We start from the raw sequence: 13,411 nt of genomic DNA, 5'->3' as shown, positions 1-13,411 counted from the left end.
AACTTAGTCGTCGGTGTCCTGGATATCATCAACACTGGCTGCCACCGGTTCTATCTGTACCAGTTGTTCACTTTCACCCAGCCTGATCAAGGTCACGCCCTGGGTATTACGACCCATGACGGAGATGTCATCCGTTGGCGTGCGTACCAGCGTACCACTGTTGCTGATCAGCATGACTTCCTCGTCACCGGTGGTTTTTATGGCCCCGACGACAGGTCCGTTACGTGGCGTTGTTTGGATCGAAATCACGCCTTGCCCACCCCTGCCCTGCACAGAAAAGTCTCCGACTCGAGTGCGTTTCCCATAGCCGTTCTCGGTTGCAAACAGGATCTGCCCGTCGTTGGTATCTACCGCGATCAATGATATGACCTCGTCGCCGGGCTTGATTTTGATACCCCTGACCCCGGCCGCAGTTCTGCCCATGGCCCTGACGTCGGTTTCACCAATCCGAATACCTTTACCGGCACTGGTGAACAGCATCAGGTCAGACTTGCCGTCGGTTAGTTGAACACCGATCAGGCTATCCTCGTCGCGTAGATCAAGGGCAATGATGCCGTTCGCCCGTGGGCGCGAAAAATTAGACAATGACGTACGTTTGACTTTACCGCTGGCCGTGGCGAAGAAAATGAAACGGTCTTCGGGGTATTCCCGTACCGGCAGGATGGCGGTGATGCGTTCATTCTCTTCAAGTGGTAACAGGTTGACCATGGGCCGACCACGTGCCGTGCGGCTTCCAATCGGCAATTGATAAACCTTTTGCCAGTAGACCTTGCCGCGCGTCGAAAAGCACAACAGCGTATCGTGGGTAGAGGCCGAGAACATCTGTTCGACAAAATCCTCGTCTTTAACGCGGGTAGCGGCCTTACCCCTGCCACCGCGCCGCTGCGCCGAATAAGATTCCAGTGGTTGCGCCTTGGCGTAGCCGAGATGCGAAATCGTGACCACCACGTCTTCTTCGCTGATCAGGTCTTCGACCGTCAGGTCTGAATGATCAATAATGATTTCGGTACGCCGGGGATCGGCAAACTCATTCTTGATTTCCTCGAGTTCGCGCCTGATTTCCTGCTTGAGTCGATCATCCCGATTCAGAATGTCCAGTAAATCCTCGATTTTTTCGAGAATTTCCCGGTACTCGGTAATAATCTTGTCCTGTTCCAGGCCGGTTAACTTGTGCAGTCGCAAATCGAGAATAGCCTGTGCCTGTTTCTCGGTGAGTTGGTAATTTCCACCGACCAGTCCATATTTATCACCGACGCCTTCGGGCTTCGAGGATTCTGCGCCGGTACGCTGCAGCATTTCCATGACCACGCCCGGTGCCCAGGGCTTGTCGAGCAGGCCGGCCTTGGCAACCGCCGGACTCGAGGAGCGTTTGATCATCTCGATAATTTCATCGATATTCGACAGCGCAACTGCAAGGCCTTCGAGGATATGCGCGCGATCACGCGCTTTACCGAGGTCAAATACGGTACGCCGGGTGACAACCTCGCGGCGATGTACCAAGAAGGCTTCCAGAATTTGTCTCAAGTCGAGCAGCCGCGGTTGCCCGTTAACCAGTGCAACCATGTTGATGCCGAACACGTTCTGCATCTGGGTCTGCTTATACAGGTTATTCAGTACCACGTCGGCAAGTTCACCGCGGCGCAATTCGATGACCATGCGCATGCCGTCCTTGTCCGATTCGTCACGCAGGCCGGTAATTCCCTCGAGTCGTTTTTCCTTGACCAGTTCGGCAATTTTCTCGAGCAAGCGTGCCTTGTTTACCTGGTAGGGTAGCTCGGTAACGATAATGCTTTGTCGCCCCGATTTGTCTTCCTCGTAATGGGTTTTCGCGCGCAGGTATATCTTGCCTTTGCCGCTGCGATAAGCTTCTCGGATTCCCCGGGCGCCGTTGATGTGGCCCGCGGTTGGAAAATCGGGTCCCGGTATAATCTCCATTAAACGTTCGATATCGGCGTCCGGCTCGTCGATCAGGTAGATACAGGCGTCGACGACCTCGGTAAGGTTATGCGGCGGAATATTGGTCGCCATACCGACGGCTATGCCCGAGGAACCATTGATCAGCAGGTTCGGGACGCGGGTCGGCAACACCACGGGCTCGTGTTCCGATTCGTCGTAGTTGGGCAGGTAGTCGACCGTTTCCTTATCGAGATCGGCCAATAACTGGTGCGCAATTTTCGACATTCGCACCTCGGTATAACGCATCGCTGCCGGAGAATCGCCATCGACTGAACCAAAATTACCCTGCCCGTCGACCAGCATGTGACGCATCGCAAAAGGCTGCGCCATCCTGACAATGGTGTCGTAAACCGCGGTATCGCCATGCGGGTGATATTTACCGATGACATCACCGACCACCCGGGCTGATTTCTTGTAAGGTTTGTTAAAATCGTTGCCGAGCACGCTCATCGCGTACAACACGCGCCGATGCACCGGCTTGAGACCATCACGCACGTCTGGCAGGGCACGCCCGACGATGACGCTCATCGCATATTCGAGATACGATTGACGCATCTCGTCTTCCAGATTTACAGGAAAAACTTCCTTGGCAATATTAGCCATAAAAATCGTTACTCAGTACTTAGAAATGTCGTAGGAATGATTTATTTTGAATCTGCGGGATTTTATCACAAACCCAAGGGTTAACACTACCGGTAAGATCGCCTCGTCAGCGTGGAAATAAGCGGATTTAAGCGTTTACCAATGGAACAACCAGAGCCGGCCCCATGAGCGTAGCGAATGCATTGGGCCCTGGTTGCAAGCCGCGCCTTGATCTGACGCTTTCTCGAAGTCCTGAATACGATATGTATTGTCGCCGGGTTAATTAATCTTGTAAGGTTCGTTTATGCAACATCACTATCAAATAATCCAGCCCGACTGGATTGTCACGGTAAACCCGGGCTTCGAGGTACTGCAGGATTACGCTGTTGTCATCGAAGACAACCGGATCCAGGAACTGGTCAGTGTTGACGAAATTACCGAACTGCCCTGTTACCCTGAGGCCGAACTCGTCAAGTTGCCCGATTGTGCACTACTGCCCGGCCTGGTGAATAGCCACACCCATGCGTCGATGAGCCTGTTTCGCGGAATGGCCGACGATCTACCACTGATGGAATGGTTGCACGAGCATATCTGGCCGGCCGAGGCGCGCTGGGTAAACCCGGAGTTCGCCGTTGACGGCTACAAACTGGCTGCGGCAGAAATGATCCGATCTGGAACCACATGCCTCAGCGACATGTTTTACTTTCCAGACGAAATTGCACGCTGCGCACAGCAAATCGGTATGCGCAGTGTCATTGGCCTTATCGTACTCGACTTCCCCAGCCCGTGGGCGAAGAACGCCGATGAATATCTACACAAGGCGCTTGCAGTACATGATGAAATTCGGGAATTGCCGCTGGTCAGCAGTGCCCTGGCACCCCATGCACCCTACACGGTTTCAGACGAACCGTTGCGCCAGATCGCGATGTACAGTAACGAACTCGATGTTCCAGTGCACATGCACGTGCACGAGACCGCGGCAGAAGTGGCCGAGGCCCAGCAAAAAAACGGCCAGCGACCGCTGGAGCGTCTCGACCAGCTAAACCTGCTGAACTCCAACCTGGTTGCGGTACACATGACCGAACTGAATGAATTCGAGATCGAGCGGATCGCCGAAGCCGGTGTCAACGTGGCACACTGCCCCGAATCAAATCTCAAGCTGGGCAGCGGAATATGCCCGGTTGCTGCCTTGCTCGACAAAGGGATCAATGTTTGCCTGGGCACGGATGGTGCGGCCAGTAACAACGATCTGGACCTGCTGGGGGAAATGCGCACCGCAGCGATGCTGGCCAAGGGCAGCAGCGGCAACGCAAGTGCCTGCAATGCGCGCCAGGCGATCGAGATGGCCACGGTTAACGGAGCCAGGGCATTGGGCATGGCGGACCGAATCGGTAGTATCGAGGTGGGAAAGTATGCCGATCTGATTGCCATCAACCTGGCAGAGTTCAATACCCAGCCACTCTACGAGCCGGTCGTCCAGATCGTATATGCCGCGTCCAGTCGGCAAGTCTCGCACGTCTGGATCGACGGGATTGCCCAGCTCAGGGAATTCGAACTCTGCAACCTCGACGGCAATGAAATAATTTCCAGGGCCGCATCCTGGGCGCGAAAAATCAAGAGTTAGCTATGTCAACTGAAGCAAATGTGGATCGGGTCGAAATCGACAAATTCCAGTCGCTAGCAAGCCGTTGGTGGGATCCCGAAAGCGAGTTCAAACCACTGCACGAGATAAATCCGCTAAGAGTATCCTATATCGAACAACAGGCGAGCAATCTCAACGGCAAGAACATTCTCGACGTTGGTTGCGGTGGCGGTATCCTGGCTGAATCGCTGGCATCGAAAGGCGCCAGTGTAACCGGTATCGACATGGCCGATTTATCCCTCGAGGTAGCCAGGATGCACCTGCATGAATCGGGGCTCGATATCGACTATCAACTGTCGACAGTAGAAGCCTTTGCCGAGCAGAACGAAACCCGGTTCGACATTGTAACCTGCCTTGAAATGCTCGAGCATGTTCCCGACCCCGACTCTGTCATTAGCGCGGCAACCCGCCTGCTGAAACCCGATGGCCTGCTATTTTTGTCCACCATCAACCGTAATCCGAAGTCGTTTGCACTGGCGATTCTCGGTGCCGAGTACGTGCTCGGATTATTGCCACGCGGTACCCACGAGTACCGAAAGTTCATTAAACCCTCGGAAATTGCGGCTCAACTGCGCGAATCCGGCCTGCGGATAGTCGACATAACCGGCATGAGTTATAACCCGATCACGAGAAACTACACACTTGGTCGTGACGTCGATGTTAATTACCTGTTAACCGCCTGCTTCGATGATTGAAGCCGTATTGTTCGATCTCGATGGAACCCTCATCGATACCGCGCCTGATATGGGTGGCGCGCTGATCAACCTGATGCGGGAGGAAGGCCTCGAACCCCTGTCGCTCGACGCGATCCGTCCCCACGTGTCGCGGGGAGGCCTGGTTTTAACCCGAATGGGCTTTGCAGGTAAAGTCCCCGAGGCGGAGATCGAACCGCTGCGGCAGCGATTTCTGCAACATTACCGCGCAATCGTAGCCGAACAATCAAGACTGTTCGACGGCTACGAGGCGATTCTCGGCGAACTCGAAGCGCGTTCGATGCCGTGGGGCATCGTCACCAACAAGCCCGAGTGGTTAACCCTTCCCCTGCTGGAGCAGCTTGATCTCGCACAGCGCGTCAGTGTCGTAATCGGCGGTGATACGCTGGAGCATCGAAAACCTCATCCCATGCCGTTAACCGTTGCGGCCGAACGCCTGCAGGTCGATTGCAGCCGCTGCGTTTACGTGGGTGATGACGAACGTGATATTGTCGCCGGCAAGGCGGCAGGAATGAAAACCCTGGTTGCCACCTATGGCTATATCGAACCTGGAACCCGCACCGACGCCTGGGGCGCAGACGGGTTTATTGAACGCCCCGCCGATCTGATGCAACACCCGCTGCTGGTAAATCGATGAAAACCGTACCGGAAAATTTTAAAGCCGCCGACGATTTGCTAAAGGATAAGGTAGTCCTGGTTACCGGTGCCACCGGCGGATTTGGCAAGGTCATTTCGATGGCGCTGGCGGCGCATGGCGCAACGGTCATCCTGGTTGGTCGAAATTTACGCCTGGTCGAATCACTCTACGACGAGATTGAACAGGCGGGTTACCCGACACCCGCGATTTATCCGATCAACCTCGAAGGTGCTACCGAGCAGGACTACCTGGAACTGGCGAGTAGCATCGATAGCCAGTTAGGGCGCCTGGACGGCATCATTCATTGCGCTGCAATCCTGGGCACACCGACGGTATTCGCGCAAAGCGATGCTGTTACCTGGTACCAGGTACACCAGGTCAACCTGCATGCGCCATACTTGCTGACGCGTGCCTGCCTGCCGCTGTTGGTTCGCTCTGCTCACAGTTCGATCGTCTTCATGGTTGATAATAAGCCGGGGGCCTACTGGGACGCCTACCAGGTCAGCAAGCAGGGGCTCAGGGAAATGGCGGGCCTGCTGGCGCGTGAATACGAGGGCAGCGATCTGCACGTCAACTGTGTCAATCCGGGCAAAACACGTACCGCTTTGCAGTTACGCGCCTACCCGGCCGCCGATATTAACGATCGCCTGCCGACGCCCGAACACCATCTCAATACCTTTCTCTACCTGGTCAGCGACCAGGTAATCGAAAACGGCGAAGTCTTTGGCCCAGGCTGATAACCCTGTTGTTCAGCTTTCAGTTGAAGCGGTGCCCTTCTTGAAACGATTCATCCAGATGCCACTGAGTAACCAGCTATAGGCCCAGGTCCCGAAGAACACCAGCAGGAACGTAATTGCGATATCCGAGGCACTGCCGTCAAGCGAAAAGCCCGGAACATACCCGAAAAGAAAAGGCGCCAGGTATAGAAACTTGGCCATCTTGAATGCGACCCAGGCAGTTGCCCACATATTTGCCTTGGCGATGGTTGCACCCGCAAAAGCGGCGATACAAACCGGCGGTGTGATATTGGAATCCTGTGACAGCCAGTAAACAATCATGTGTGCTGCGACTTCGTTAACCCCGAGATGCGTCAAAGCGGGTACCGCCACTACCGCGGTGATCAGGTACGCTGCCGTTACCGGAACGCCCATCCCCAGAATCAGCGAGGCCACCGCGATCAGCAGGATGGTCAGGTAGAGGCGTCCGGCAGCCAGTTCGATGACAATGTCGGCAAAGGTCAGGATCAGGCCGCTGTAGGTCAGAACGCCGATGATGATGCCGATGACGCCAACCGTCGCACCGATCTTCAGGCTGGCCTCCGCTCCCGCGCGCGAGGCACTGACAAATCCCCTGACATCAATGCGGGTCTCCTGCCTGAACCAGCTCACGGCGATACAGGTGATGATTCCGATAATGGCTGAAAAACCGGGCGAATAGCCCATCAACATCAGGATCGTAATCGCCACCAGGGGTAGTATGTAATACCAGTTTTGCTTGAAAATTTCGCCGGCACTCTTTTCACTTTTTTCGCCCACGATATTATTTTTCTTGGCGTAGTAATGAACCATCATGAAAACGCTGAAGAAATACATCAGTGCCGGGAATATCGCGACCAGCATGATCTGCGAATACGGCAACCCTGTCATTTCTGCCATGATGAAGCCACCCGCACCCATGATCGGTGGCATGAACATACCCCCGATAGAAGCGGCTGGTTCGATACCACCCGCGACGTGCGGCTGAAAGCCCGCTTTTTTCATCATCGGGATCGTGAAGGCGCCCGTCGATACCGTATTCGCGATTGCGCTGCCGGAAATCGAACCGAACAGGCCACTGGCGATCACCGAAACCTTACCCGGGCCGCCAATCTTATGGCCTACGGCGGCCAGCGGATAATCGATGAAGAAACGCTGGGCCCCGCATTTTTCCAGAAACGCGCCAAAAAAAACAAACAGGATGATATAAGTCGCAAGTACGTTTGCCATGATCCCGAATACACCATCGCTCTTGTAGAAGATGCTGGTGCATAAATCGGGAAAGGTATCACCCGCATGCGAGATCAATTCCGGGGCATATTCTCCGTAGACCCCATAGAGCAGCATGATAGTGCCAATGATGACGAAGGCAATACCAACCACCCGGCGCGCCACCTCGACGCCAACCAATACACCCGCCATCGCGATCCATTTATCAAGCTCGGTCTCTGCGCCCGCGCGATAGTTGATGACCTCAAAATTAACAATCCAGTATCCCAGGGTAACGACCGAAACCAGGATCAGCAGGTAGTCCCAGATGCGTCCAATATTGCCCTTGCTGCGATACACCAGAAATACCAGGAAATAGGTGGCAATGACGTAGATACCGCGATGAAACTGGGTCGCGGCCGGGGCAATAACAGCCGAGTAAGAGTAAAACAAAATCAGGCCAAGGGCCGTCGTGTCGAACAGTATCTGTTCGAACTTATTCATTTTTTCGACCTGCATAATCTCCCCCGTATTCTTATTATGATCGCCGGTTAGCCCGGCTTTAGTATTAACATCCTTGTAGCGAGAGGCGCTTAACCGCCTCTCGCTCATTCAATCACTTACATCATGCCTTTTTCCTTCCAGAACTTGACAGCACCGGGGTGCCAGGGTGTGACCACGCCCTGGGTGCCGGTATCCAGGCTCATGAGTTTAAACGTCTTTTTCTGCTCCTTCATGTGCGCCAGGCCCTCATCGGTGTAAATCATCGACAACATCTTGTAGACCGTGTCATCGGTCACCTTCGAGTTAGCTACCCAAAGCGCGGAATCCTGGAACGAGTTGCTTGCATAATCGACACCACGGTAGGTGCCTGCAGGTACCGAAATCTTTGAGAAATACGGGTACTTGTCATAAAAACCACTGCTTTCGGCATCCTCGCCCAGGTCCACCAGCGCGATATCGTTGGTTTGAGCGGCCATGATGACGGCACCGCTTGGAAACGCGGTGAACAACCAGAAAGCATCCAGCTGATTGTTACCAAAAGCCTGTGCGGCATCGTTATAGCCCATCGCATTGCGCTCGATCTTGTCCCAGACACCCATGTGGGTAAAAAATAGCTCGCAGTTGGCAAATGCGCCGGACCCGGCATTGCCGACCCCTACCTTCTTGCCCACCAGGTCCTTGACACTCTTAATTCCAGAATCCTTTTGGACGATAAGTTGACCAGGGGCGCCATACAGCCAGGCTACCGCCATTACATCCTCGTACTTATTGGCATCATTCTTCATCTGGCCGTTTCTGCCCAGAAACACATGACCCGAATAAACCACGCCCATCTGCGCCTTGCCTGAATTAACCTTGCGCAGGTTCTCTACCGAACCGGCCGAGGACTGGGCCCTGACCCTGAAATCCGGTGATGCCTTCATCGGCTTGTACACCTGCATCGCGTTTGCGACGACCTGGAAAGTACCGCCGGCCGGCCCGCCACTAAATACTATTCGTTCTTTGGCCAGGGCTGTTCCCGTCATTGACAGACCCGCGGTCAGAAGCGTTACAACCGCTGCAACTAAGAATGTTTGCTTTTTCATAATACCCTCGATTTATTTTTGTTCGAAGTTCGCAGCTTAAATCCCCAGAACGCGGGAAAAATGATCCAGATCAAGAAATTTTATCGTGGGACCAAGAATATTGCTTCGGCTCGGCACTTAATCTGGGAGCGCGATTTAGCGTTCAGGCCAACCGGATGTCTTTAATTTTGTGATTTTTCTGGACCAGCGCTTCTACTTTAAGACCTGTAATCAGGCTTGATCGCTAGCTCTCCGGCCGGGGTGCGGGTCGATGACAGGCTGAGGACTAGCGGTACTCGAAATAAAATTCCGATGCATCAAGGCATCGCTGCAGCGCGAGCAGGCACTGCTCATCGGGCTTTAACGACCAGCCGCCGTTGGTACGCAGCTGGTAAGCGTAGTCTTCGCGACGCATATGAAATACGACCGGTAACGCGTCAGCCGATTTGTGTTTATCCAGCACGCTGATGATCGCATCGACCTCCTGTTCGCCATGGCCATTGAGCGTGATGTGCAGGGCGCGCGCATGCTCGGCACGGAAGTCATCAAGCAGTTGAATCCGGGAAGCCCGCAGCTTGATACCGTTATTGAAATCGTCATAGGCAATACCGCCATCGACTACCCAGACCAGGTCTTTCTGCACAATCGTTTCGATTTGTGCCAGCATGTCGGGAACCACGCGCACATCGACGCGTCCGCTGCGATCATCCAGCGTGACGAACGCCTCGCGGCCTCTGAAACTGTTACGCATGCGGATATCGACAACCAGCCCGCAAACCCTGGCATCCTGCTCTTTGTGCCGAAACCTTTCGCCGTTACCGCCGCTGTCGAGGCGCTCCAGCCACTGACTCAGCCGGGTTGGCGCAAATTGCCTTATTTCGGCCTCGACCATTTCCAGCGGATGCCCGGTCAGAAACAGGCCGAGCGCTTCTTTTTCCAGGGTAAGACGCTGCTTTTCGTCCCAGGCCTCACATTCCGGCAATACAGGTTCTTCGTCAGCCACCGGTGCAATACTGTCAAACATGTCACTGATACCGGCATTGAGATTGTGTTGTTGTTGTTCAGCCGCCTGCAGTGCGTAGGGAAGATGCGCCATCAAAGCCGCCCGGTTTTCGCTGAAACAATCCATTGCGCCGCCCTTTATCAGCGCCTCCAGCAGCTTGCGGCCAGATCTCGCGGAATCGACTCGCTTGCAGAAGTCATCCAGAGAACGGTATGGCTGGCCGCTGCGGGTTTCGATAATACTTTCGATCGCCGCTCGCCCCACACCCTTGATGGCACCGAGGCCATAATAGACTGCACCCGCCTCGTCCGAGATAAACTGATAAACCGAGCGGTTGATATCGGGCGGGCGGATTTCGAGCCCGAGGTTGCGGCAATCGTCGATCAGGGTCACGATCTTGTCGGTATTATCCATGTCGGCAGAAAGTACCGCGGCCATAAATTCAGCCGGGTAATGGGTTTTCAACCACGCCGTTTGATAAGAAACCAGCGCGTAGCCGGCCGAGTGAGACTTGTTGAAACCATAGCCGGCAAACTTTTCCATCAGGTCAAAAATATAGGTAGCGGTCGAGGCCTTAACCTCGTTGGCGAGCGCGCCCTCGGTGAATATGGCGCGCTGTTGCTGCATTTCCTCGGGTTTCTTCTTGCCCATCGCGCGGCGTAACATATCGGCACCGCCCAGCGTGTAACCGGCAAGCACCTGGGCAATCTGCATGACCTGTTCCTGGTAGAGAATGACACCGTAGGTAGGTTTCAGGATGGTCTCGAGGGCCGGGTGGGGATACTCGACCCGGGAACGGCCATGTTTACGGTCGATGAAATCGTCGACCATGCCCGACTGCAGCGGGCCCGGTCTAAACAGCGCCACCAAAGCAATAATATCCTCGAAGCTGTCGGGTTGAAGGCGCCGGATCAAATCTTTCATGCCGCGCGATTCGAGCTGAAACACCGCCGTGGTCTGGTATGCCTGTAATAATTTGAAAGTATCCGGATCGTCCAACGGGATGCGCTCGATTTCGAGTTTATCGTCGCTATTCTTTTCATTAATGGAACGCACTGCCCAGTCGATTATGGTCAGCGTGCGCAAACCGAGAAAATCAAACTTGACCAGACCCACCGCCTCGACATCGTCTTTGTCATATTGAGAGACCAGGCCTGAGCCACCGGACTCACAATAAAGCGGGGTAAAGTCGGTCAGTTCGCTGGGTGAAATCACGACACCACCGGCATGCTTACCGACGTTGCGGGTAAGCCCTTCGAGCGAACGTGCCATATCGATCAGCATCGTGACTTCTTCATCCTGCCGGTAAAGCTCGAGCAATGCCTCTTCCTGCTCCAGTGCCTTGTCGAGCGTGATACCGACCTCAAACGGCACCAGCTTGGCAATACGATCGACGAATCCATAGGGATGCGACATGACCCGGCCGACATCCCTGATCACTGCTTTCGCCGCCATGCTGCCATAGGTGATGATTTGTGAAACCTGGTCTTTTCCGTAGCGCCCGGCGACGTATTCAATAACCTCGTCGCGTCGGTCCATGCAGAAATCGATATCAAAGTCTGGCATCGACACCCGTTCCGGATTAAGAAAGCGCTCGAACAGCAAATCATATTGCAGTGGATCCAGGTCGGTTATATTCAGGGCATAGGCCACCAGCGAACCCGCGCCCGAGCCGCGGCCAGGACCGACCGGTATCGCGTGATTCTTGGCCCAGTCGATGAAGTCCATGACGATCAGGAAGTAACCCGGGTAACCCATTTCAATGATGACGTCGAGTTCGGTCTTGAGGCGCTGATCATAAGGTTGTCGATCGAGCGGTTCGCCTGCTGCAAGTTGATCCTGTAAAAATTGAAGTCGGCGCTCGAGGCCCTGCTCGGAGACATGACGGAAATAACTATCCGTCGTATATTGCTCGGGCACCTTGTATTCGGGCAGGAACGCCTGGCCGAGCTCGAGCCGCAGGTTACAGGCATTCGCAATCGCCACGGAATTCTGGATGGCCTCTGGTATATCAGCAAAGAGCTCGATCATTTCATCGGCCGAACGCAGGTATTGCCCGGGTGAATAAAGCCTCGGTCGACGTTCGTCCTCCAGCGTAAATCCGGTGCAGATACAAACCCTGACCTCGTGTGATTCGAAGTCATCCGCGTCGATGAAACGAACGTCGTTGGTAGCCACCACGGGTACCTGCAGCCTGTGTGACCAGGCAACCGCCTGGCTGATATAAACCTCCTCATGCGCGCGACCGGTACGCTGCAGTTCCAGGAAAAACCGGTTACCAAAAACCTCGATCCATTGCTGCAGGCAGGATTCCGCCAATTCGGTATTCTGCATCCTGAGGGCCATTCCGATATCACCCTCCAGGCAAGCCGACAGCGCTATTAATCCTTCATTATTCGCACGCAACCAATCGATCTCGATAGTTGCGCGGTCAGCAGTTTGCCCTTCCAGGTAGGCTCGTGAGATCAGTTTTTTGAGGTTCAAATAACCCTGGTCGTTCTGACATAGCAACACGAGGCGACTCAAGGATTCGTTGTGCTCAGGGTGATGCACCCATACATCGACACCGAATATGGGTTTTACCCCCATCGCAGTCGCTGCCCGAAAGTGTTTTACGACCGCAAACATGTTATTCAAATCGGTTAAAGCAACGGCACCCATGCCGCGGTCGCGCACCTGCTGCATCAGTGGTTTCAACCTGACGGTACTGTCCTGAAGCGAGTACTCGCTGTGCAGGTGCAGGTGAACAAAACGGTTACTCATCTAGAGCAAATCCCTGACCGGTTTAAAACTGCGACGATGCACCGGAGATACTCCATGCTGTGCTAGCAGCTCTCGATGCAGTGCGGTCGGATAGCCCTTATGCTGCGCAAACCTGTACTCGGGATACAGGCGGTCGAGTTCCAGCATTTGCCGATCGCGATATTGCTTGGCCAGGATCGATGCAGCAGAAATACAGGGCTCGTAGAGATCACCTTTGATAATTGCTCGCATCCGGTAATTCCCCAGGCTGGGTAGACGATTACCATCGACCAGCACCAGCCCGGGCACCAGGTTCAGGCCTAACAGCGCTCGCTTCATTGCCAGCAGGCTCGCCTGCAGTATATTCATTGCATCGACTTCATCATGGCTGGCTTCGGCAACTGACCAGGCCTTCGCGTTCTGTTTAATCTCTGTTTCGAGAGCCTGGCGACGTGTTGCCGATAATTTCTTGGAATCGGTTAAACCGGCTATCGGAAAGCCGGCATCGAGTATAACCGCTGCCGCAACGACCGATCCAGCCAACGGCCCGCGTCCCGCTTCGTCCACGCCCGCGACAAGCGTCGCAATTGGATTTTCATGCATA

9 protein-coding genes are annotated in these 13,411 nt (G+C 54.5%); 4 read left to right on the top strand and 5 right to left on the bottom strand.

What is annotated here, in order from left to right; translation table 11 throughout:
* Positions 1–3: 3 nt before the first annotated feature.
* Positions 4–2,559, bottom strand: coding sequence for a DNA gyrase subunit A (gene gyrA, locus OES20_08350; protein ID MDH3634704.1), 2,556 nt, complete (start codon positions 2,557–2,559; stop codon positions 4–6).
* Positions 2,560–2,842: 283 nt separating this feature from the next.
* Between gyrA and OES20_08345 the strand changes: the two genes are divergently transcribed.
* Genes OES20_08345 through OES20_08330 form a run of 4 tightly spaced genes read left to right on the top strand, consistent with a single transcriptional unit; the run spans position 2,843 to position 6,267 of the window.
* Complete coding sequence (locus OES20_08345) at positions 2,843–4,162, top strand: TRZ/ATZ family hydrolase (protein ID MDH3634703.1); 1,320 nt, start codon at positions 2,843–2,845, stop codon at positions 4,160–4,162.
* A gap of 2 nt (positions 4,163–4,164) precedes the next feature.
* On the top strand, positions 4,165–4,875 hold the full coding sequence (gene ubiG, locus OES20_08340; protein ID MDH3634702.1) for a bifunctional 2-polyprenyl-6-hydroxyphenol methylase/3-demethylubiquinol 3-O-methyltransferase UbiG: 711 nt from the start codon (positions 4,165–4,167) through the stop codon (positions 4,873–4,875).
* Positions 4,868–5,530, top strand: coding sequence for a phosphoglycolate phosphatase (gene gph, locus OES20_08335; GenBank protein ID MDH3634701.1), 663 nt, complete (start codon positions 4,868–4,870; stop codon positions 5,528–5,530). The genes ubiG and gph overlap by 8 nt, the downstream gene beginning before the upstream one ends.
* Complete coding sequence (locus tag OES20_08330) at positions 5,527–6,267, top strand: SDR family NAD(P)-dependent oxidoreductase (GenBank protein MDH3634700.1); 741 nt, start codon at positions 5,527–5,529, stop codon at positions 6,265–6,267. Before gph ends, OES20_08330 begins: the two co-directional genes overlap by 4 nt.
* 12 nt (positions 6,268–6,279) lie before the next feature.
* Here OES20_08330 and OES20_08325 read toward each other — a convergent pair whose 3' ends face one another.
* The 4 genes from OES20_08325 to rnhB all read right to left on the bottom strand — a co-directional run bounded on the left by OES20_08325 (position 6,280) and on the right by rnhB (position 13,410).
* Positions 6,280–7,998: a TRAP transporter fused permease subunit gene (locus OES20_08325; protein MDH3634699.1), complete on the bottom strand. Its 1,719-nt coding sequence runs from the start codon at positions 7,996–7,998 to the stop codon at positions 6,280–6,282.
* Positions 7,999–8,114: 116 nt separating this feature from the next.
* Positions 8,115–9,083, bottom strand: coding sequence for a TAXI family TRAP transporter solute-binding subunit (locus OES20_08320; GenBank protein MDH3634698.1), 969 nt, complete (start codon positions 9,081–9,083; stop codon positions 8,115–8,117).
* A gap of 265 nt (positions 9,084–9,348) precedes the next feature.
* Positions 9,349–12,828: a DNA polymerase III subunit alpha gene (gene dnaE / locus OES20_08315; protein ID MDH3634697.1), complete on the bottom strand. Its 3,480-nt coding sequence runs from the start codon at positions 12,826–12,828 to the stop codon at positions 9,349–9,351.
* The gene (gene rnhB / locus OES20_08310) at positions 12,829–13,410 is read right to left on the bottom strand and encodes a ribonuclease HII (protein MDH3634696.1); all 582 of its coding nucleotides are present in this window, start codon (positions 13,408–13,410) and stop codon (positions 12,829–12,831) included.
* Position 13,411 lies beyond the last annotated feature (1 nt).

Source organism: Gammaproteobacteria bacterium, from assembly GCA_029862005.1.
In the GTDB taxonomy this organism is placed as follows: Bacteria; Pseudomonadota; Gammaproteobacteria.
Note: the sequence above shows the minus strand (reverse complement) of the source record. Positions and strands in the feature narration are given on the sequence as shown.